At 55.7% G+C, this 21902-nt stretch carries 19 protein-coding genes and 2 pseudogenes; 12 read left to right on the top strand and 9 right to left on the bottom strand.

What is annotated here, in order from left to right:
- Window positions 1–87 precede the first annotated feature (87 nt).
- A complete protein-coding gene (gene iolD, locus HX778_RS06650) occupies window positions 88–2016 on the bottom strand; it encodes a 3D-(3,5/4)-trihydroxycyclohexane-1,2-dione acylhydrolase (decyclizing) (RefSeq protein ID WP_176981568.1) in 1929 nt (642 codons plus the stop codon).
- 11 nt (window positions 2017–2027) lie between these two features.
- Window positions 2028–3533, bottom strand: coding sequence for a CoA-acylating methylmalonate-semialdehyde dehydrogenase (locus HX778_RS06645; RefSeq protein WP_038478903.1), 1506 nt, complete (start codon window positions 3531–3533; stop codon window positions 2028–2030).
- Window positions 3534–3782: 249 nt separating this feature from the next.
- Here HX778_RS06645 and HX778_RS06640 point away from each other — a divergent pair, with 249 nt between their 5' ends.
- A complete protein-coding gene (locus HX778_RS06640) occupies window positions 3783–4634 on the top strand; it encodes a MurR/RpiR family transcriptional regulator (protein ID WP_038478900.1) in 852 nt (283 codons plus the stop codon).
- A gap of 133 nt (window positions 4635–4767) precedes the next feature.
- Window positions 4768–4899 (top strand): annotated as a pseudogene (locus HX778_RS25290) (L-glyceraldehyde 3-phosphate reductase); the annotation flags it as partial.
- 102 nt (window positions 4900–5001) lie between these two features.
- Here HX778_RS25290 and HX778_RS06630 read toward each other — a convergent pair.
- Window positions 5002–5493 (bottom strand): ESA_00282 family adhesion-associated protein, encoded by a 492-nt coding sequence (locus tag HX778_RS06630; RefSeq protein WP_038478895.1) that lies wholly within the window; start codon window positions 5491–5493, stop codon window positions 5002–5004.
- A 93-nt stretch (window positions 5494–5586) separates the two neighbouring features.
- Between HX778_RS06630 and HX778_RS06625 the strand changes: the two genes are divergently transcribed.
- Entirely contained in the window at window positions 5587–5988 is a 402-nt protein-coding gene (locus HX778_RS06625) for a hypothetical protein (RefSeq protein ID WP_038478892.1), read from the top strand.
- Window positions 5989–5992: 4 nt separating this feature from the next.
- Window positions 5993–6376 (top strand): hypothetical protein, encoded by a 384-nt coding sequence (locus HX778_RS06620; RefSeq protein WP_052049006.1) that lies wholly within the window; start codon window positions 5993–5995, stop codon window positions 6374–6376.
- 357 nt (window positions 6377–6733) lie between these two features.
- Here HX778_RS06620 and exbD read toward each other — a convergent pair whose 3' ends face one another.
- Entirely contained in the window at window positions 6734–7159 is a 426-nt protein-coding gene (exbD, locus tag HX778_RS06615; RefSeq protein ID WP_038478889.1) for a TonB system transport protein ExbD, read from the bottom strand.
- Between the two features lie 6 nt (window positions 7160–7165).
- Window positions 7166–7900 (bottom strand): tol-pal system-associated acyl-CoA thioesterase, encoded by a 735-nt coding sequence (gene exbB, locus HX778_RS06610; protein WP_071842970.1) that lies wholly within the window; start codon window positions 7898–7900, stop codon window positions 7166–7168.
- A gap of 256 nt (window positions 7901–8156) precedes the next feature.
- Here exbB and metC point away from each other — a divergent pair, with 256 nt between their 5' ends.
- Together metC and yghB are read left to right on the top strand one after the other, a co-directional pair.
- Window positions 8157–9344 carry a cystathionine beta-lyase gene (metC, locus tag HX778_RS06605; RefSeq protein WP_176981567.1) on the top strand — a complete coding sequence of 396 codons (1188 nt, stop codon included), beginning with the start codon at window positions 8157–8159 and terminating at the stop codon, window positions 9342–9344.
- Window positions 9345–9519: 175 nt separating this feature from the next.
- Entirely contained in the window at window positions 9520–10179 is a 660-nt protein-coding gene (yghB, locus tag HX778_RS06600; protein ID WP_038478881.1) for a DedA family general envelope maintenance protein YghB, read from the top strand.
- Between the two features lie 60 nt (window positions 10180–10239).
- Here the strand turns inward: yghB and HX778_RS06595 are convergent, their stop codons facing one another.
- A complete protein-coding gene (locus HX778_RS06595) occupies window positions 10240–11127 on the bottom strand; it encodes an AraC family transcriptional regulator (RefSeq protein WP_176981566.1) in 888 nt (295 codons plus the stop codon).
- 185 nt (window positions 11128–11312) lie between these two features.
- Between HX778_RS06595 and yqhD the strand changes: the two genes are divergently transcribed.
- The 6 genes from yqhD (at window position 11313) to phnE (HX778_RS06565) (ending at window position 17294) form a co-directional block, all read left to right on the top strand.
- Window positions 11313–12476, top strand: coding sequence for an alcohol dehydrogenase (yqhD, locus tag HX778_RS06590; RefSeq protein WP_176981565.1), 1164 nt, complete (start codon window positions 11313–11315; stop codon window positions 12474–12476).
- Window positions 12477–12579: 103 nt separating this feature from the next.
- Window positions 12580–13407 (top strand): 2,5-didehydrogluconate reductase DkgA, encoded by an 828-nt coding sequence (gene dkgA, locus HX778_RS06585; RefSeq protein WP_176981564.1) that lies wholly within the window; start codon window positions 12580–12582, stop codon window positions 13405–13407.
- Between the two features lie 219 nt (window positions 13408–13626).
- On the top strand, window positions 13627–14469 hold the full coding sequence (gene phnC, locus HX778_RS06580) for a phosphonate ABC transporter ATP-binding protein (RefSeq protein WP_176981563.1): 843 nt from the start codon (window positions 13627–13629) through the stop codon (window positions 14467–14469).
- Between the two features lie 35 nt (window positions 14470–14504).
- Window positions 14505–15446: a phosphonate ABC transporter substrate-binding protein gene (gene phnD / locus HX778_RS06575; RefSeq protein WP_038478866.1), complete on the top strand. Its 942-nt coding sequence runs from the start codon at window positions 14505–14507 to the stop codon at window positions 15444–15446.
- Between the two features lie 100 nt (window positions 15447–15546).
- Complete coding sequence (phnE, locus tag HX778_RS06570) at window positions 15547–16416, top strand: phosphonate ABC transporter, permease protein PhnE (protein WP_038478862.1); 870 nt, start codon at window positions 15547–15549, stop codon at window positions 16414–16416.
- Window positions 16413–17294 (top strand): phosphonate ABC transporter, permease protein PhnE, encoded by an 882-nt coding sequence (gene phnE, locus HX778_RS06565; RefSeq protein ID WP_176981562.1) that lies wholly within the window; start codon window positions 16413–16415, stop codon window positions 17292–17294. The genes phnE (HX778_RS06570) and phnE (HX778_RS06565) overlap by 4 nt, the downstream gene beginning before the upstream one ends.
- Window positions 17295–17335: 41 nt before the next feature.
- Here phnE (HX778_RS06565) and HX778_RS06560 read toward each other — a convergent pair whose 3' ends face one another.
- The 3 genes and pseudogenes from HX778_RS06560 to ftsP form a co-directional block, all read right to left on the bottom strand.
- Window positions 17336–17998 (bottom strand): HAD family phosphatase, encoded by a 663-nt coding sequence (locus tag HX778_RS06560; RefSeq protein WP_176981561.1) that lies wholly within the window; start codon window positions 17996–17998, stop codon window positions 17336–17338.
- Window positions 17999–18118: 120 nt separating this feature from the next.
- Window positions 18119–20337 (bottom strand): annotated as a pseudogene (locus HX778_RS06555) (YgiQ family radical SAM protein); the annotation flags it as partial.
- A 96-nt stretch (window positions 20338–20433) separates the two neighbouring features.
- Window positions 20434–21846 carry a cell division protein FtsP gene (ftsP, locus tag HX778_RS06550; RefSeq protein ID WP_038478853.1) on the bottom strand — a complete coding sequence of 471 codons (1413 nt, stop codon included), beginning with the start codon at window positions 21844–21846 and terminating at the stop codon, window positions 20434–20436.
- Window positions 21847–21902: the final 56 nt, after the last annotated feature.

Genomic DNA, 21902 nt, shown 5'->3' with positions numbered 1-21902 from the left:
GAGCGCGTTCATAGATCGACAAAGAACACAGATGAAGTGAAAATGAAATGAACATTCCGCCAAATGGTCTGGCGGAATGCTAAAGGACTAGTACTGACGGGCTTTTTTGAGCTTACCAGCGGTTTGTTCCGCGGCATCGGTCACGGCGCTCGAGCGCGAAACCTGGGCATCTCCGGTACGCCACCAGGCTTCGTAATCGTGCGTCATGGTTTTAGGCAGCACTTTGATATCCAGCAGCGTCGGTCCCGGCTCCCGGCGGGAGGCTTCCAGGGCAGCAAGCAGCTCAGACTCGCCGTTGACCCGCCAGGCTTTGCAGCCATAGCTTTCGGCATTTTGGGCAAAGTCCACCTTCACCAGCGGGCCATCAAGCCTGCCGCTTTGCGGGTTACGGGAACGATTTTCGGTGCCAAAACTGCCCATTCCGTGGCCCATTTGCAGGTTATTGATGCAGCCGAAACCGGCGTTATCAAACAGCAAAATGGTGATTTTTATCCCTTCCTGGACGGCGGTTTGCAGCTCAGAATGCAGCATCAGGTAAGATCCGTCCCCGACCATCGCATACACCGGCTGCTGCGGCTTCGCGAGCTTAGCCCCTACCGCGGCGGCTATCTCATAGCCCATGCACGAATAGCCGTATTCGAGGTGATAGCTGTCCGGCGTTTTTACCTGCCACAGGCGCTGTAAATCTCCCGGCAACGACCCGGCCGCGCCCACCACGATGGCGTCCTCTTCTATATGCTGATTCACCAGGCCCAGCACGCGGGTTTGCGTTAATGAGGTGCCTAGCTCGCGGCTGTATTCCTGCAACGTTTCATCCAGGTGGCCCGCCACTTCTGGAGGTTCTCCTGGTTGCCAGTTCCGCCTCCACAATCGTTGGCACTCGTCGCGCCAGGCCGCTTGAGCCAGAGCTGCTTCGTCCTGCCAGGCAGCGTGGTAGCCTGCCTGATGCAGACCGGCAGTCAGCCGTTCAAGCCCAATCTTTGCATCGGCTACCAGCGGCGTGGCGTCCAGCTTGAGGGCGTCGAACTCGGCCACGTTAAGCAGCAGGAAGTCGGCCTCAGGTGAAAATAGTGATTTAGAACCGGTGGTGAAGTCGGTCAAGCGGGTACCCACGCCAATAATCAGATCGGCCTGCGGCGCAAGCCGATTAGCCGCCAGGCCGCCCGTCACGCCGAGGCCGCCGAGATTAAGTGAGTGCTCGCTTACAATTGCACCTTTCCCGGCCTGCGTTTCGGCAAACGGCAGCCCGAAGCCCTCCACAAAATGCTGAAATGCCTGATGCGCGCCTGAATAGCGAACCCCTCCGCCGCAGATAACCAGCGGGCGACGCTTGCCGGCAATCAGCTTCAACGCAGCCTGCAGGCGGCTTTCATCCGGCGGGCGCCGTTCAATATGATGTACTCGCTTCTCGAAGAAGCTTTGCGGATAATCCCAGGCTTCCCCCTGCACGTCCTGCGGCAGGCAAATCGTTACCGCTCCCGTTTCCGCGGGGTTAGTAAGTACTCGCATGGCACTAATCATGGCGCTCATAAGCTGCTCCGGGCGGTTAATCCTGTCCCAGTAGCGGGACACAGGCCGGAAGCAGTCGTTGGTGCTGATGCTGAGATCGTGATACTGCTCGATTTGCTGGAGCACCGGGTCCGGCTGCCGACTGGCATAGATGTCGCCGGGCAGCAACAACAAAGGAATGCGGTTGGCGGTGGCCGTTGCGGCGGCAGTCACCATATTTGCCGCCCCTGGCCCCACGGATGAGCTCACGGCATAAATGCGCTGCCGACGGTGCTGTTTGGCGAAGCCAGTGGCGATATGCGCCATGCCCTGCTCGTTGCAGCCCTGATGTACCTTCAGGTGGCCGGGTTCCTCCTCCAGCGCCTGCCCAAGGCCGAGCACGTTGCCGTGCCCGAAAATGGTCATTACGCCCTCAACAAACGGCTGCTCGCGCCCGTCGATTTCAACGTACTGCTGGTTTAAAAACCTGACCAGCGCCTGCGCCATGGTCATGCGTTGTGTCGTCATCTTTCCTCCCCTTAGCCCAGCGTTGGCATCGAGAACGCAGAGCCTTGCTGATGGCTGGTGTCCGGCCAGCGGGCGGTGACGGTTTTCATGCGCGTATAGAAACGTACGCCGTCGCTGCCGTGGACGTTAAGTGGCCCAAAGATGGAACGCTTCCAGCCGCCGAAGCTGTGAAACGCCATTGGCACCGGGATGGGGACGTTCACGCCGACCATGCCCGTCTGGACTTCCTCGGTAAAACGCCTTGCGGTGCCGCCATCACGGGTAAAAATCGCCGTGCCGTTGCCGTATTCATGTTTGTTAATCAGCTCCAGAGCGCTGGCGTAATCCGGCATGCGCACCACGCACAGCACCGGGCCGAATATTTCTTCTTTATAGATGGTCATTTCAGGCGTGACGCGGTCAAACAGCGTTGGGCCAACAAAATAACCGCCTTCATTGCCCGCCAGCCTGAGACCACGGCCATCAACGCGCAGCGTCGCGCCCTGCTGCTCGCCGCTATCAATATAGCCCAGCACTTTTGCCCGGTGCGGGGCGGAAATCAGCGGCCCCATGTCATTTTCTGGCTCATGCCCCAGCCCAGGCCCAACTCGCAGCGTGTCGAGCTGTTTTTCCAGTCCCGCACAAAGCGCATCGGCGGTTTCATCGCCCACGGCAACCACAACCGACAGCGCCATGCAGCGCTCACCGGCGGCACCAAAAGCGGCTCCCATGATGGCGTTGGTTGCCATTTCCAGGTCAGCATCCGGCATTAAGATACAGTGGTTTTTCGCCCCGCCCAGCGCCTGGCAACGCTTGCCGTGGGCGGAAGCAGTCTGGTAGATGTACTCGGCAATCGGCGTCGAGCCGACAAAGCTGACGGCCTGAACTCTTGGGTCAGTCAGCAGAACGTCTACGGCTTCTTTATCGCCCTGAACTACGTTAAATACTCCGTCCGGCAGCCCGGCCTCTTGCAACAGTTGAGCTAGCCGCAGCGACAACGACGGATCTTTTTCCGACGGCTTGAGGACGAAGGTATTGCCGGTAACCAGCGCAATGGGGAACATCCACATCGGCACCATGGCCGGGAAGTTAAACGGCGTGATCCCCGCACAAACGCCAAGCGGCTGCATCAGCGAGTGGCTATCTACGCCCGTACCCACGTTGGCCGAATGCTCGCCCTTTTGCAGATGCGGTATGCCACAGGCAAACTCCACCACTTCGAGGCCGCGGGTCAGTTCGCCCACGGCATCAGAATACACTTTGCCGTGCTCTTCGCTGATGAGCCTCGCCAGGCCGTCCATATGTTCTTCAAGCAGGCTTTTAAAGCGGAACATCACGCGAGCGCGCTTGAGGGGAGACTGGCGAGCCCAGCCCGGAAACGCCTGCTGAGCGGCGGCGATGGCCTGCTCGGTCTGCCTGGCCGTGCTCATACCGACCTGGCGAATCTGCTCGCCGGTTGCCGGGTTGAAGATCGCCTGCACGCGCTGACCTTCGCCCGCGACGCATTCACCGTGAATAAAATTAGCTACCGTCTCCATCTCTGGCCTCTCGCTGTTAGGGTTGTCTCCCGAACACTGTATATGAAACAAACATTCCATTTTAAGTTGAAATAAAATAAATGTTGATTATTGTGATCAACACTCCGTTTTTATGTTAACACGGGGAAAGATGTGCAAAGACTGAGAGGCAAGAGACATTTCAGCCCCACCGGCTTTTGGTGCATCTGTTTCATTTTTCGCGGTACTGCGCTTAAATACGTTTCAGTGAATACTTTTGAGGATGGCAAATTGACCACGGCGACGACCCTAAGCGAACTCCAACAGCAGATCCGCGACCGCTACGACGGCCTGAGTAAGAGGCTGCAGCAGGTTTCCCGCTACGTGCTGGATAACACCAACAGCGTGGCATTTGATACCGTGGCCGCTATTGCCGAGCGGGCCGAAGTGCCGCCCTCGACGCTGATTCGCTTTGCCAATGCCTTTGATTTCAGCGGCTTCAACGAGATGAAACAGCTGTTCCGTATGAACCTGGTGGAAGAGACGGCCAGCTACACTGACCGGGCGAGGCTGTTCCGCGAGCTTGGCAGCGAAGTCGTCCCGGAAACGCCGCTGGATATTCTGCAAGAGTTCGCTCGTTCGAACGCTCAGGCGCTGCAGCAGCTGGCCGCACGTACCGATCCAGAGCAGCTACAACATGCGGTTGAGCTGCTCGCCGAAGCGGACACTATCTATGTTGTCGGCCTGCGCCGTTCTTTTAGCGTGGCGGCCTACCTGACCTATGCCCTGAGCCACCTTGATTGCCGCGCAGTGCTGCTGGACGGGCTTGGCGGCATGCTGCGCGAGCAAGTCAACCGCGTTAAAGCGAAAGATATCGTGGTGTCGATAAGCTTCTCGCCTTATGCCGAGGAAACGCTGATGGTGAGTGAAATCGCCGCGCAGGCCGGTGCCCGCCAGATTGTGATTACCGACAGCCAGATCAGCCCGTTCGCAACATTCAGCGATCTCTGTTTTGTGGTGAAAGAGGCGCAGGTCGACGCTTTCCGCTCGCAGTCGGCCACGCTTTGCCTGGTGCAGTCGCTGATGGTGGCGCTCGCGTATTACCAGGGCACGCCCCACAGCGCGCTTTCGCCGGAGGCCTGATTTTCGGATTGCCGAATGTCTCCGCAGGGTTAAGATGAAAACAGCGTTTCAAAAAATAACTCTTACCCTAAGGAGACACTATGCCGTACGAGGCCAGCCCGGCACGTTATCAATCCATGCAGTATCGCTCCTGCGGCCAGAGCAGCTAAAAGAAAACGTGAAAGCGCCGGATAATCTCAGCTTTACGGCAGAAGAGCTGGAGAGAATTGACCGCCACGTTACCGATGGCGAACTGAATTTGTGGCAGGCATCTTCGGATAAATAAAAGCAAAAGCCCCTGTTTAACAGGGGCAAGAAGCCAGCGCGAGGTCCGCATCACATTCTCAATAATAACGTTCCTATCCTGTCTGGAAATGCGTTTAACGTCTCACACGCTGTTCAGGTCTATCTCAGGGCGCTGGTACTGCGGCCAAACCAGCGCCACCAGCTCCGGGTAGGCTTCCCGGCTAAACTCGTTAAAACACTGACGCAGGTTGAGCACTTCAATATCCGACAACGGAACCTGCTCACCTTCGGCGCAGCGTTTTTTAATATTGTCGTAATATTTATATACCGCCGAATTTAAGTCGCTGCAGCGGCGCTGGGCGCTAAATAAAACCGGCTGCGAGGTCAACTCATCAATACGCATTTTTTTAATTGTGGCATGGGTGAAATCAATATACTCACTGTTGATACGCCAATAATAGCTGGGCGTGATTTTTGACATCAACATGCCAAAGTAATCTTCCCGCTCTTCGCTGGTGGTCAGCGGTTTTATTTCATCAGACTTATTATTTGACGCACCAAATTCCTTGCGCATAACCAACACGGCGCATAACAAAATCAAAATTGTGACAATAGAATAAAATATGCTGTGCATAAGAAACTCCTGTTTTTTTTATTTTTGAATTGAGGCATCATATCGCGAATCTCTGAACCTGAATATTGAACCGATATCAAAGGATCACATTCGATGCTGCCTGAACACTTCTTACCACGGCGCTATCCTGTTGTTGCACCCTCAACGCTCCCTGCAGAAGCTGAAAATAGTACCACGCCGGAAGTCGTTCAGGATAAGATTTTAACGCTGGAAAAAAACATCCTGAGCGGCAGTCATTACGCAGGCCAGGCCAAAAACCGCCTGCTTGAAGAAACCGATCGCCATATTAAAGAACGTCTGCTGTGCGCGGTCAGGATAGAAGCTCTACATGCCCTGATGGGCGAACTGGTTGAAAAAGAACTTATTAGCGCCGCCGACTTACAAATGCTTATCGAAGATAAAACCGCCTGGGTGAGTAGCAAAGAACAGGAAATTTGGGTTAATCAAATGACTCAAGAAAAACCCTGGCCATTATGCTATTCGATTGAGGAGTAGTGCCGTGGCAGAACCTATAAAAAAACAATCTGCGTTAATCAACGCCGACGAAAATAAAGACCATGAATTTACGTTAAGTAAAAACATAGCTATTCTTGTTCGGCTTAAAAATGAAAATATTACCCGCAATACACAGGAAGTGACGGATATTACTTCGGCACTGGTCGACCTGAAATGGATGAACCGCCGTGAGATTTACCCATGGCGAGCGAAGGAGGAAGTGTACGGCGCGGTGCTGGAAGAGATCCTCAGCCACCATCCGAAGCTTAAAGAGCAAATCCTCAAGCGACTGGAAGGACATTATCAGCGCCTGAAGGAGCAAGAAGCCCAGACGCTGTCGATAACCCGTGGCCTGGCGGAGAAGACATGGAAGAGTTCCACTCTGTGAGTGGGGTTTGCCTCTTCTACACATTTCCCTTTCCAATCTTCCGGGAGATATCTTTCGCTCCGCGGTTTTCCGTTCACCTTTAGATCTGCTTCCCCTGTACTTTCAGCGCACGGTGAACGTGTCCGGGGGCGATGAGAGCCGGGAACAAGGGCGTGGCTTTGGAACTGGCAGCAATTTTTATGTTCAGCGTGGCTATAAGTTTGAAGCGAGGCTCGGTNNAGTGACGGTGACTTCCCCGAATCGTTCACAAGTTCTGTGATGACATGTGAAGCAGGACTGGAAGTGAACGGAACCTTAGTCGAACCGTCATAGACTCCTCTCCCAAGAGGAAAAGGGCCGTGATGAGGGCCCCCCCTCTTACTTCGCTTTAGTGACTTCCTGGCCGACCAGGCCAATCTTCAGGTACCCTGCCTGGTGCAGCGTATCCATCACGTCCATCAGCGTTTCGTAGTCCACCGTTTTGTCCGCGCGGAAGAAAATGGTGGTGTCCTTTTTCCCTTCGGTCGCGGCAATCAATGAGCTAACCATCGACTCTTTGCTTACCGGATCGTTGCCGATAAACATCGAATGGTCTGCTTTTACCGACAGGTAAACCGGCTTTTCCGGGCGTGGCTGCGGTTCGCTGCTGGAGGCCGGAAGGTTAACCTTCACGTCCACCGTGGCCAGCGGCGCGGCCACCATGAAGATGATCAGCAGCACCAACATCACGTCGATAAACGGCGTAACGTTGATTTCGTGCATTTCACCATTGTCATCGAGGTTTTCGTTCAGACGCATTGCCATGGGGCATTAACCTACACGCAGTTGCTGAGTATTGCGTACCGGGCGCGGCTGGGCTGTACCCTCCAGGTCAAGGTCGCGGCTTTGCAGCAGCAGTACCTGAGCCGCCACGTCGCTAAGGCTTGCTTTGTAGCTGCCAATCATACGCGCGAAGATGTTATAGATAACCACCGCAGGGATTGCGGCGACCAGGCCAATGGCCGTTGCCAGCAGTGCTTCTGCGATACCCGGCGCAACAACCGCCAGGTTAGTGGTCTGGGACTGGGCGATACCGATGAAGCTGTTCATGATGCCCCAAACGGTGCCGAACAGGCCGACAAACGGCGAAATAGCGCCGATAGTGGCCAGGAAGCCGTTGCCACGCCCCATGTGACGCCCAACGGCGGCCACGCGGCGCTCAAGGCGAAAGCCGGTACGATCTTTGATGCCTTCGTTATCTTCAACGCCGGCGGAAAGTTCCAGCTCGTTTTGGGCTTCGTTGATTAACAGCGTGCTGAGGCTTTTGCTGTCAAACGCTTCGGCCGCGCTGCTCGCTTCATTCAGGGAGCGGACGTTAGCCAGCTGCTGCTGTTCGCGCTTGAGGCGACGTTTCTGGGTAATCAGCTCCACGCTCTTACTGAAAAAGATGGCCCAGGTGACTACAGAGGCCATAATCAGGCCAATCATCACGATCTTCACTACGATGTCAGCATGTTGATACATGCCCCAAACGGACAGATCCGTCTGCATCAAATTACTCGTCACGTCTTACGCTCCAGCGAGAAATAAATGTCAAAACTGAGACTAATATATCAAAAAACTATCGAATTGATAGTCGTTCTCATTAGTATTTGCAGACTGCCAGAAATTGTTGAGGCATTCCTTGCGCTTACGCAGGAAAAGGTCTGCCCCGGCGAAATGATGACTTTTTTGACCAACCTGAAAAAACGCCATGATGCCCTTTGCGCATTTTGTGTTAATTTACGTCCAGACATCCAGATGGTTAAACGGGGAAACGACAATGGCGGAAAAACACATCGAAACGACGCTGGTCAACGCCGGGCGCAGCAAGAGGTTTACTCAGGGTTCGGTTAACAGCGTCATTCAGCGCGCCTCCTCTTTGGTGTTTGAAAGCGTCGAGGCCAAAAAACAGGCCACCGCCAATCGCGCAAAAGGAGAGCTGTTCTACGGCCGCCGCGGCACGCTAACCCATTTCTCGTTACAGGAAGCGATGTGCGAACTTGAAGGCGGCGCCGGCTGCGCCCTCTTCCCCTGCGGCGCCGCTGCCGTTGCCAATACTATTCTGGCCTTTGTCGAGCAGGGCGATCATGTTCTGGTCACCGAAACCGCCTACGAACCCACCCAGGACTTCTGCACCAAAATTCTCTCGAAGCTCGGGGTCAGCACCAGTTGGTTCGCGCCGGATATCGGGGCCGGGATAGCCGACCTGATTCAGCCGAACACCAAAGTCGTTTTCCTCGAGTCCCCCGGCTCTATTACCATGGAAGTCCACGATATTCCGGCGATCGTCGCGGCGGTCAGGCGCGTTGCCCCTGACGCTATCATCATGATCGACAATACCTGGGCGGCTGGCGTGCTGTTTAAGGCGCTGGAGTTCGGTATCGATATTTCTATTCAGGCGGGCACCAAATACCTGATTGGCCATTCGGATGCGATGGTCGGCACCGCGGTATCCAATGCACGATGTTGGGATCGGCTGCGCGAGAATGCCTACCTGATGGGGCAAATGCTGGATGCGGATACCGCTTATATGACAAGCCGAGGTATTCGCACGCTGGGCGTTCGTCTGCGTCAGCACCATGAAAGCAGCCTACAAGTGGCCGAATGGCTGGCCGGGCATCCTCAGGTAGAAAGAGTGAATCATCCGGCACTTCCCGGAAGTAAAGGGCATGAATACTGGAAACGTGACTTTACAGGCAGCAGCGGGCTGTTCTCGTTTGTGCTGAAAAAACGGCTCAGCGATGAAGAGTATGCACGGTACCTCAATCATTTCGAGCATTTCAGCATGGCCTATTCCTGGGGCGGTTATGAATCGCTTATTCTCGCTAATCAGCCTGATGAACTGGCTGAGATCCGCCCCGCAGGCGGCGTCGACTTCAGCGGTACCCTGGTTCGCCTGCATATTGGCCTGGAAAACGTGGACGATCTGATTGCCGATCTGGAAGTAGGTTTCCAGCGCATTGCCTAAAATTTCCGTTTAGCGGTAACCGTGGAGCGTTTTTTTGCCATCATCGGCGTTTTGTTGAGCCTGGGATCAAGGTGTCGCCGGCATTTTAGCGGTACAATGTGTAGAAATTAAGGTGAGCCTAAGTTGCGGGAGCAATACTCAGGCAAGCTCAATAAGCGGTTCCACAGGAATACCCATGGCTGTTATAAAAAATATTGTCGAGGCGCTCTGGCATCACGATTTTGCCGCGCTGGCCGACCCCCACGTTATTGGTGTTGTTTATTGCGTTATGTTCGCAACGCTTTTTCTGGAAAATGGGCTGCTTCCCGCTTCGTTTTTGCCGGGAGATAGCCTGCTGCTGCTCGCGGGCGCGCTAATAGCGAAAGGGGTAATGGGATTTGTTCCAACGTTGGTTATTCTTACCGTTGCCGCAAGCCTCGGCTGCTGGCTGAGCTATTTACAAGGCCGCTGGCTCGGCAATACCCGTACCGTGAAAGGCTGGCTTGCACAACTGCCAACCCAGTACCACCAGCGCGCCACGCAGATGTTTGACCGCCACGGCCTGCTGGCGCTGCTCGCTGGCCGCTTCCTGGCCTTTGTTCGTACGCTGCTGCCAACCATGGCGGGCATTTCGGGCCTCAGCAACCGTCGTTTTCAGTTATTTAACTGGCTGAGCGGGCTGCTGTGGGTGGGCGTTGTTACCAGCCTGGGCTATGCGCTCAGCATGATCCCCTTTGTTAAGCGTCATGAAGATCAGGTCATGACCTTCCTGATGATCCTGCCCGTTGCCCTGCTGATTTTTGGCCTTGTCGGCACGCTGTTTGTGGTGTTGAAAAAAAAAGTTAGCGCCGCGTAATCGTCCTTGATTCAGCCAGAGCGGATAAGAATGGCTTATTCGCTCTTTGCAATCACCGCCTTAAATCACCCGCATCCGCGCCATGTCTTCCCCCGGCGTCACGCCAAAATAGCGCTTAAACTCCCGGCTAAACTGCGAAGCGCTTTCATAGCCGACGCGAATAGCCGCCGCGCTTGCCTTCATACCGTCATGCAGCATTAACATTCTTGCCTTATGCAGGCGATAGCTTTTCAGGTATTGCAGCGGCGAGGTGCTGGTCACCGACTTAAAGTTATGATGGAACGCCGACACGCTCATGTTAGCCTCGGCCGCCAGCTGGTCTACCGACAGGTTTTCGGTGTACTGGTTTTCAATCCGACGCAGCACCCGGCTGATGAGACTAAAATGAGTCTGGCGACTAACCAGCGCCAACAGCGCCCCGCCGCTTGGCCCCGTCAGCACGTGATAGAGGATCTCGCGGATAATTTGTTTGCCCAGCACCCGGGCATCAAGAGGCCTTTCTAAGACGTCCAACAGCCGCTCGGTGGCGCAAAGAATTTCTTCCGACAGTTCGGCTGAATTGATTCCATCGGTGCAGGACTGAGGCCGGAAAAGGTCGTCCTCGCCGATGTCCATCAGCAAATCCTGCAGCTGCTGAATATCCACCTTCACGCGCATCCCCGCGAGCGGCACGTCGGCTGTCGCAAAGGTTTCGCACTCAAAGGGCAAAGGCACCGTCAGGAGCAGGTATTCGTTGGCGTCATAGCGGAATACGCGGTCGTTGAGATAACCCGTTTTATGGCCTGAAAAGAGAAAAACAATGCCCGGATCGTACATTACCGGAGTACGTGCCATCGGTTTGGTGCCGTACATCAGCCTTACGCCATCAAAAAATACATCACTTTTTTCTTTTAAAATCAGCTGATTGATTTTATCCGTCAGCTGCTGGCAGATAGCCTGGCGGTTCATGTTTACGTCTCCACGGCACTTTTATCCGGCTTACAGTGTGCGATGAATCCTACGGTTTCTCCAGCCGTTTGGAGAAACAGGCAAGATAAAGGCAGGAATATGCATTGAGAGAGACAGGGTGGCGGACCACAATAAGCGCCATCAGATTTAGCAATGTAACTCATCTAACGAACGGGAAATCCATCATGAATAACTTCAATCTTCATACCCCAACCCGCATCCTGTTTGGTAAAGGCTCCCTGGCAGAACTGCGTGACCAGATCCCAGCGGACGCTCGCGTCCTGGTGACCTACGGCGGCGGCAGCGTGATTAAAACTGGCGTACTGGGCCAGGTTAAAGACGCGCTGAAAGGCCTCGACGTGCTGGAGTTTGGCGGCATCGAACCTAACCCGTCTTACGAAACGCTGATGAAAGCCGTGGAAATCGCGCGTAAAGAAAACGTGACTTTCCTGCTGGCAGTCGGTGGCGGCTCCGTGCTCGACGGCACTAAATTCATCGCGGCTGCGGCTCACTATCCACAGGATATCGATCCGTGGAATATTCTGCTGACCCGCGGTAACGACGTGAAAAGCGCGATCCCAATGGGCTCCGTGCTGACGCTGCCGGCCACCGGCTCCGAGTCCAACAAAGGCGCAGTGGTTTCCCGCCGTTCTACCGGCGACAAACAGGCGTTTATGTCTGACTTCGTACAGCCTGTCTTTGCGGTTCTGGATCCGGTTTACACCTACACCCTGCCGCCTAAACAGGTTGCTAACGGCGTGGTGGATGCCTTTGTTCACACCATCGAGCAGTACCTGACCTACCCGGTTAACGCCAAAGTGCAGGATCGTTTTGCCGAAGGCATTCTGCTGACGCTGGTTGAAGACGGCCCGAAAGCGCTGAAAGATCCGGAAAACTATGACGTTCGTGCGAACGTGATGTGGGCCGCGACGATGGCGCTGAACGGCCTGATTGGGGCCGGCGTGCCGCAGGACTGGGCAACCCATATGCTGGGCCACGAACTGACCGCAATGCACGGCCTGGATCACGCTCAGACCCTGGCGGTGGTTCTGCCTTCTCTGATGAATGAAAAACGTAACGAGAAGCACGCCAAACTGCTGCAATATGCAGAGCGCGTCTGGAACATCACTTCCGGCAGCGAAGACGAACGTATTGATGCCGCTATCGAAGCTACGCGCAATTTCTTCGAGAAAATGGGCACCGCGACTCGCCTGTCCGCCTACGGCCTGGACGGCAGCTCCATCCCTGCTCTGCTGGTGAAACTGGAAGAAAAAGGCATGACTAAGCTGGGTGAACATCAGGACATCACGCTGGACGTTAGCCGCCGCATTTACGAAGCCGCTCGCTAAGAGAATCCTGGTGATGGCTTTCATTGCCTGAGTTTCGACTAGACTTAATAAAAAACTTACACCGGGCTTGCCCGGTGTTTTTCGCACTATTAAGGAGGTACGTATGACTCATCCAACCTTAATCAAGCTCCAGGATGGCAACGTGATGCCGCAGCTTGGGCTCGGTGTCTGGCAGGCAAGCAACGACCAGGTCAGGACAGCCATTGAGAAAGCGCTGGAGGTGGGGTACCGCTCCATTGACACCGCCGCCGCCTACAAAAATGAGGACGGCGTAGGCGCCGCGCTGAAGAGCGCAGGCGTTGCGCGTGACGACCTGTTCATTACTACAAAGCTATGGAACAGCGACCAGCAGCGGCCTCGCCAGGCGCTGGAAGACAGCCTTGAAAAGCTGCAGCTCGACTACGTCGATCTCTACCTGCTGCACTGGCCGGTGCCGAGTAAGGATCGCTACCTCGAAGCCTGGAAAGGGCTGATTGAGCTGCAAAAAGAGGGCCTGGTGACGAGTATCGGGGTGTGTAACTTCAATATTAATCATCTCCAGCGGCTGATCGACGAAACCGGCGTTAGCCCGGTTATTAACCAGATTGAGCTGCACCCACTGCTGCAGCAGCGCCAGATTCATGCGTGGAACGCTACCCATAAGATTCAGACCGAGTCATGGAGCCCGCTGGCTCAGGGCGGCGAAGACGTGTTTGATCAGAAAATCATTCGTGATTTAGCGGAGAAATACGGCAAAACGCCGGCGCAGGTTGTGATTCGCTGGCACCTGGATAGCGGACTGGTGGTTATCCCTAAATCGGTCACGCCTGCTCGTATTGCCGAAAACTTTGAGGTGTTCGACTTCCGGCTGGACAAAGACGAGCTGGCTGAAATTGCGAAGCTCGACTGCGGCAAACGTCTTGGGCCAGACCCGGATGTGTTTGTCGGCTAAGTCCAGATTTTCTTTCCCAAACCACCTTCGCCTTAACGGGCCGGGTGGTTTTTTATTTCCTGTACACCCCCTGCCCAAGCGGTTTCTACGCGCAACACATCCGTTCTGACGGTGACTGAATTTTCACGGCGTTCATTATTTGTTCTTTTAGCCGTAATCAAAAAGTCACACAACACCACGATAAATAGGGCCAGCTTCGCTAACTCATTTGGAATGGTTATGAACAGATCCCTTGCCGTTGTTACCAACTCTGACCTGGAGTCTCTGCCGCAGTTTGCACCCGCTCCGGGCCGTAAAGTACTGAGCGTTAAGAGCCTGAGTAAGGCCTATAACTCCCATCAGACCGTGCTGCACGACATTAACTTCGACCTGCATGCCGGTGAGCTGGTTGGCGTGATTGGCCGCTCAGGCGCGGGCAAATCCACGCTGCTGCATATTCTTAACGGTACGCATACTGCCACGTCGGGCGAGATCCTCAGCTTTCCAGAAGTCGGGATGCCGCACGATGTGTCTAAACTCAGCGGTCGCGCTCTGAACCAGTGGCGCACCGAATGCGGCATGATTTTCCAGGATTTCTGCCTGGTGCCGAGACTGGACGTGCTGACTAACGTGCTGCTGGGCCGCCTGAGCCAGACCTCCACGCTGAAATCCCTGTTTAAAGTTTTCCCTGAGGCAGACCGCGCCCGCGCCATTTCCCTGCTGGAGTGGATGAACATGCTGCCTCACGCCCTGCAGCGCGCCGAGAACCTTTCCGGCGGCCAGATGCAGCGCGTAGCCATTTGCCGGGCGCTGATGCAAAACCCAGGCATCCTGCTGGCCGATGAGCCGGTAGCTTCCCTCGACCCGAAAAATACCCAACGCATCATGAAAGTGCTGCGTGAAGTGTGTGAGCAAGGCATTAGCGTGATGGTGAACCTGCATTCCATCGAGCTGGTGAAGGAGTACTGCACCCGCGTTATCGGGGTTGCAAAAGGAAATATCGTGTTTGACGGTCATCCGGCGATGTTAACGGAGGACGTGCTGCATCTCTTGTACGGCGATGAAATCAATCAAGTGCATTAATTCTCTCTCCAATTGATACAACACAGGCAATGATAATGAAAAAGCAACTGACTGGCGCATTACGTTTATCTGCAGTGATTACTGGCCTTGTGATTGCAGGCCACGCAATGGCTGCTGACCAGCCGCGCGAACTGAACCTCGGGATCCTCGGCGGGCAGAATGCGACCCAGCAAATTGGTGATAACCAGTGTGTGAAGCAGTTCATGGATAAAGAACTGAATGTCGACACTAAACTGCGTAACTCTTCTGACTACTCTGGCGTTATTCAGGGCCTGATCGGCGGTAAAGTCGACCTGGTGCTGAGCATGTCCCCTTCTTCCTACGCTTCGGTGTACATGAACGATCCGAAAGCGGTGGATATCGTTGGCATCGCGGTTGACGATAAAGATCAGTCCCGCGGCTACCACTCTGTGGTTATCGTTAAGGCCGACAGCCCGTACAAAACCATCGAAGATCTGAAAGGGAAATCCTTCGGCTTCGCCGATCCTGACTCCACTTCAGGCTACCTGATCCCTAACCACGAGTTCAAACAGAAGCTCGGCGGCACTCCGGACAACAAATACAACAACTTCTTCTCCAGCGTGACCTTCTCCGGCGGCCACGAGCAGGACATCCTGGGCGTGCTGAACGGCCAGTTTGCCGGCGCGGTGACCTGGGCTTCAATGGTCGGCGACTATAACGACGGCTATAGCGCCGGGGCGTTTAACCGCCTGATCCGTATGGATCACCCTGACCTGATGAAGCAGATCCGCATCATCTGGACTTCCCCACTGATCCCGAACGGCCCGATCCTGGTCAGCAACAAGCTGCCGGCTGACTTCAAGGCCAAAGTCGTGGATGCGGTGAAGAAACTGGATAAAGAAGATCACGGTTGCTTCGTGAAGGCGATGGGCGGCACCCAGCACATCGGCCCGGCATCTGTGGCTGACTTCCAGCAGATCATCGACATGAAGCGTGAGCTGGTTAGCGCCCGCTAATTGCGAACGCCGCATAAAAATCGCACCCCGGCGACCTGCCAGGGTGCTTTTTTATCAGGACGGGGCGACCCGTCACCGGAAACAAACCGGATAATAAGTGATGATGTTGAATACGGAATTTGAACGTTACTATCACCAGATCAGAATGCGCCAGAAGCGCGACACCCTGATTTGGTCTCTGCTGCTGGTAGGCCTGTATCTTACCGCCGGTCACATCGCTGAGTTCAGCCTGACTACCATCTGGCAATCACTACCAAACTTCTTCGACTACATGTTCGAAACCCTGCCGACGCTGCACCTGTCGGTTCTGCTGGCCGACGTCCACACCAAAGGCTCACTGGCCTATTGGGGCTACCGTCTCCCCATTCAGCTCCCGCTGATTTGGGAAACCCTGCAGCTGGCGCTGGCTTCGACGCTGATTTCGACCTGTATTGCCGCCGTGCTGGCATTTCTTGCCGCCGGTAATACCTGGACGCCGCCCGCCGTACGCTTCGGCGTTCGCGCGTCGGTTGCGTTTCTGAGAACCATGCCGGAGCTGGCGTGGGCGGTGATGTTCGTGATGGCCTTTGGTATCGGCGCCATTCCGGGATTTCTGGCGCTGGCGCTGCACACCGTTGGCAGCCTGACCAAGCTGTTTTACGAAGCCATCGAAAGTGCATCTGACAAACCGGTACGCGGGCTCATGGCCTGCGGCGCTACGCCACTCCAGCGCGTACGCTTCGCCCTGTGGCCTCAGGTAAAACCTATTTTTCTGTCCTACAGCTTCATGCGTTTTGAGATTAACTTCCGTTCCTCCACCATCCTCGGCCTCGTGGGCGCGGGCGGGATTGGGCAGGAGCTGATGACCAACATTAAACTCGACCGCTACGACCAGGTCAGCATCACGCTGCTGCTGATTATCGTGGTGGTTTCGGTCCTCGATGTCCTGTCCGGCAGGCTGCGCCGCTGGGTTCTGGAAGGGAAAAAATGAATACTTTTCAGGCAACGCCGGATATCACCCAAAGCCGCGAGCAGCACCGCGAACTTTACCGTATGCAGGGGCGTTATCTGCGCCACATCGGCCTGCTGGCCGCCGCCATCCTCGGCTACTACATCTGGTTCTTTTTCACCTTCGGCATCGACTCCGGGCAAATTCTCAGCGGCATGGTTCAGCTGGGGCGCTACTTCCTGCGTATGTTTGTCTGGCATGATTTTATGAACTGGCCGTTCGCCTATTACTTCTCGCAAATCGCCATTACGCTCGCCATCGTTTTCGCCGGGACGTTAACCGCCACGGTGCTGGCGCTGCTGCTATCGTTTTTTGCCGCCCGCAATATCATGCAGGGCCCGGTAGCACGCATCGTCGCGCTGCTGGTGCGCCGCCTGTTTGACCTGCTGCGCGGCGTCGACATGGCCATTTGGGGGCTGATTTTCGTACGTGCGGTTGGGCTTGGCCCGCTGGCAGGCGTGCTGGCAATTATCATGCAGGATACCGGGCTGCTGGGCAGGCTGTATGCCGAGGGGCACGAAGCGGTAGAGCGCTCTCCGAGTCGGGGATTAACCGCCGTGGGCGCGGCGGGCATTCAGAAACACCGCTTCGGGATTTTCACCCAGTCGTTCCCGGCGTTTCTCTCTCTCAGCCTGTACCAGATTGAGTCCAACACCCGCTCGGCGGCAGTGCTGGGCTTTGTTGGAGCGGGCGGCGTAGGCCTGGTGTACGCCGAGAACATGCGGCTGTGGAACTGGGACGTGGTGATGTTTATCACCCTGATTCTGGTCTGCGTGGTGATGGCGATGGATGCTGTTTCTGCCTGGCTGCGCCGCCGCTATATCACCGGGAAGCCGGTGCCGCTCTATTCTCCGCAATAACGTCTAAAACGGGGCGCGGTCTTCGCCGTGCCCCGCTCATGCTACAAAGACCAGTTCAGCGTTTGCCAACCGTAGCGTGCGCCCTGCGCCGCAAGCTTCTGGCAAGGATTGACCATCAATACCCGGTCGGCCTCCAGACACAACGGCAGATCGTTAATGGAATCGGTATAAAACGTCAGTTCCCCGCTGTATTCCGGATTCACCTGCAGCCACTCCTTCAGGCGGGTAATTTTCCCGGTCTGGTAGCTCGGCACGCCGCTTATCACGCTGGTGTAAGCGTTATTGCCGGTCACCAGGTCGATACCTATCGCATGTTTAATGCCAAGCCGTGGTGCAATGGCTTTCACCAGCAGGCTGACGGACGCAGAGATAATCATCATCTGCTGGCCCTGGGCGTGCAATTGCTCAATCAGGCGCTTCGCCTGCGGGTAAACCAGCGGCAGAACGTCGGTTCCTACGCAGCGGGCAACGAGGGTGTCCACATCGGCAATCGTCATACCCGCCAGCGGAGCCAGCGTCACGCCAACGTATTCGTGGATATTCATTTCGCCGCGCTGATAATCGAGCATCAGCTTGTGTTCTTTAGCCAGATAATCGGGGTCTTTAATCAGCCCTTCGCGGGAAAGGAAGCGGCTCCAGAGGGTGCTGCAGTCGGCGTCTATCAGGGTGTGATCGAGGTCAAAAACGTAAAGCGGGTTAGACATGTTCATTTCTCATTTCAGCAAAGAGGCCGCCGGGCAGCTTAGCGCCAGGCCCGGCGATCAAGGGTTCCCTACCCTCTTTGTCGCAGAAAAAAATGACAGCGGCATGAAAGCACGCCGTTACTTCCCGAGCGGCTTCCTCTTTCCTGCTGCTGCCGTGCGGCGCTGATGCGCAAGCGGGGTATGCTTTGTGAGCGCCGGGCGGGCGTGACGGGTGTTTCGGCGGGCCTCACGCATCTCCTCGAGCGTCGGAGAAGGCACCAGGCATTCGCGTCTGCCGCCGATCAGGTGCTTTTTGCCCATCGCCTCCAGCGCCTCGCGAATCAACGGCCAGTTCGCCGGATCGTGATAGCGCAACAGTGCCTTGTGGAGACGGCGCTGACGATCGCCGCGCGGCACCACGATATCCTCGCTTTTATAGCTCACCTTGCTCAGCGGATTTTTGCCGGTGTAATACATGGTGGTGGAGTTAGCCAACGGCGACGGATAGAAGTTTTGTACCTGATCGAGGCGGAAACGATGCTGCTTAAGCCACAGCGCCAGATTCACCATATCCTCATCACGCGTTCCAGGGTGAGCGGAGATAAAGTATGGGATCAGATACTGTTCTTTGCCAGCCTGCTTCGAATAGGTATCAAACAGCTCTTTAAAGCGGTGATAGCTCCCCATCCCCGGCTTCATCATTTTCGACAGCGGCCCTTCTTCGGTGTGTTCAGGGGCAATTTTCAGATAGCCACCAACGTGATGAGTTGCCAACTCCTTGATGTAACGCGGATCGGCTACCGCCAGATCGTACCGCACGCCGGAGGCGATTAAGATCTTTTTGACGCCCTTAAGATCGCGTGCACGACGATAGAGATCGATAGTCGGCTGATGGTTGGTGTCCATATGCTGGCAAATTTCCGGGTAAACGCACGACAGGCGGCGGCAGGTTTGCTCCGCGCGCGGCGACTTACAGCGCAGCATATACATGTTGGCCGTTGGGCCGCCCAGGTCTGAAACCACGCCGGTAAAGCCCGGTACGCTGTCGCGCATCGCTTCGATTTCGCTGATGATGGAATCTTCGGATCGGCTTTGAATAATGCGGCCTTCGTGCTCTGTGATGGAGCAGAAAGAGCAGCCGCCGAAGCAGCCACGCATAATGTTTACCGAGAAGCGGATCATCTCATAGGCCGGAATACGCGCCTTGCCATAGGAAGGGTGAGGGATGCGTTGGTAAGGCAGCGCAAACACGCTGTCCATTTCCTCGGTTGAAAGCGGGATCGCCGGTGGGTTGATCCAGATATAGCGATCGCCGTGCTTCTGCATCAGCGCTCTGGCACAGCCGGGATTGGTTTCGTGATGCAGGATCCGCGAAGCGTGAGCGTACATCACCTTATCCGCCTTCACCTTTTCAAAGGACGGCAGCAGGACATAGGTCTTCTCCCACGGTTTTGGTCGCGGTGGCTGCACGGTAACGGCTTTGGCTTCATCCGCCTTTGGCTCGTTCGGTTTATTGCCGTCGGCACAGGGGAGATCGTCGCCGTAAGGATGTGGGATCGGATCGATTTTTCCTGGCGTATCAAGACGGGTGGAATCTACACCTGCCCAGCCGGGCATCGCCTCTTTGCGCATGATGGCGGTATTGCGCACATCACAAATTTCAGCGATCCCTTCTCCGTTCGCCAGACGATGCGCCACTTCCACCAGCGGGCGCTCACCATTGCCGAAAATCAGCATATCCGCTTTGGCATCCACCAGAATCGAACGGCGCACGGTATCGGACCAGTAGTCATAATGCGCGGTGCGGCGCAGGCTGGCCTCTATGCCACCAAGGATCACCGGCACATCGCGCCACGCCTCTTTGCAGCGCTGGGTATAGACCAGAGAAGCACGATCGGGACGCTTGCCTGCTACGTTATCCGGCGTGTAGGCATCGTCATGGCGCAGCTTACGGTCTGCCGTGTAGCGGTTAATCATCGAGTCCATGTTCCCTGCGGTGACGCCAAAGAACAGGTTTGGCTTGCCGAGGCGCATAAAGTCCTGCTTCGTGGACCAGTCCGGCTGGGAAATAATACCAACGCGGAAGCCCTGCGCCTCCAGCATACGGCCGCAGATCGCCATCCCGAAGCTTGGGTGGTCAACATAGGCATCACCGGTAACCAGAATGATGTCGCAGCTGTCCCAGCCGAGTTCATCCATCTCCTCACGGGACATGGGTAAAAACGGTGCCGGTCCAAAACAGGCGGCCCAGTATTGTGGCCACGAAAAGAGTTCGCGATCCGGCTGGATCAGGCTTTTGACGCTCATAGGATGTCCGAAAAGATGATGTAGAAATGAACAAAAGGGCGGCGATTATACGCCTATTAGCAGTAATTTTTGAAGGGTTATTCTGGGTTTTATGCCCCCTCACCTCAACCCTCGCCCCTTTGGGGAGAGGGTTAGGGTGAGGGTAAAAACTACGGAGCGGGCTGAACCAGCAGTTGACCAATAGAACCGCGGTCGGCAAGCTCCAGCGTCTGGCTGGAATAAAGGAACGGGAAATGCTCCCAGGACGGCTGGCCAAAATAGACCAGAAGCTCGACCTGCCCGTCTACCCACACGGTATCCTTCCACCCGCGATCTTCCCCAAATGGCGAAGCCCCGTTGACGTTACGAACCAGGAAACTGACGCCTTCAATGTGGAAAGACTGCGGCGTGTCTGCGCGCACCGTCCAGCGCTCCCAGGTTCCCTGCTGGGTCTGAATATCAATACGCTTCATATCCCACAGCTGGCCGTTAATACCGGGATCGTCACCGAGGGTGATTTCACGGCTGCGCGTCGGGTTACCGCCCATGATCTCTTCCGGCAGCAGGCGCATTGGCAGCGTATCGGTGACCAGCGGCAGCAGCCCTGTCGGACGCAGCGTTAACACCAGCGTGGAAATCAAAATGCTCGACGGCTCAAAGAAGCCGCGAATGCGGTCCATAATGCCGGCAGCTTCACCGGCGGTGATCGACACTTCTTTCCCTTCGGTCATGTCGATAAGAATTTCCCGACGCTCTCCCGGCGCCAGCGACAGCTGTTTGACCGAAACCGGCGCAGGCAGGAAGCCCTGATCGCTGGAAATCACCGCTATCGAACGGCCGTCGCTCATTTGCAGCTGATAGCGGCGAGAGTTGGATGCATTCAACAAGCGCAGCCGCACCCAGCCGCGGGACACTTCAACGTATGGACTTTGCACCCCGTTAACCAACAGCGTATCGCCAACAAAACCCCCGCTGCCCGGCTCCTGGTATTCTGGCGCACCGAAATTATCGAGACGTTTGTCCTGGATGATGATCGGGAAGTCGTCGACGCCGTAGTGGTTAGGAATGGGCAGGGACTTGCTGACCTCGTCCTCAATCAACCACATCCCCGCCAGGCCGTTGTAAACCTGCCTTGCGGTACGATTTGGCGTATTGGCGTGATACCAAAGCGTTGCGGCTCGTTGGCGAATGGGCAGCACGGGTGCCCAGTCCACGTTAGGCGACATCATACGTGCAGCACCGCCAATCAGCGGGCCCGGCACCTGCAGGCCAGCAATGGTCATCGCGACGTTTTCTTGCAGGCGGTTGCTGTAAATCATCTTCACGTCGTCACCGCTCCAGACGCGAATCGTTGGCCCCATATAGCGCCCGTTTAAGCCCCAAACGGGGGCTTTTGCGCCACCGGTAAATGACCAGTGGGCACGCTGCAACGTCAGGAATAACGGCTGGCCACGGCGAGATTCAAGCAGGGGGGGAACCGGTAAAGGTTGCTGCTGCCCTGCCGCGTTTGCCCTCAGCGGCACCGAGCTGGCACAAAGCGCAACTCCGGATGCCTGAATAAACTGACGCCGACTGAGTGACATAATTGCTCCATGTAAAACTGAATAACGAGGGGCGATACAAACCGTACCGCCAAAGT

This window comes from Cedecea sp. P7760 (assembly GCF_013386425.1).
GTDB lineage: Bacteria > Pseudomonadota > Gammaproteobacteria > Enterobacterales > Enterobacteriaceae > Cedecea > Cedecea selenatireducens.
Note: the sequence above shows the minus strand (reverse complement) of the source record. Positions and strands in the feature narration are given on the sequence as shown.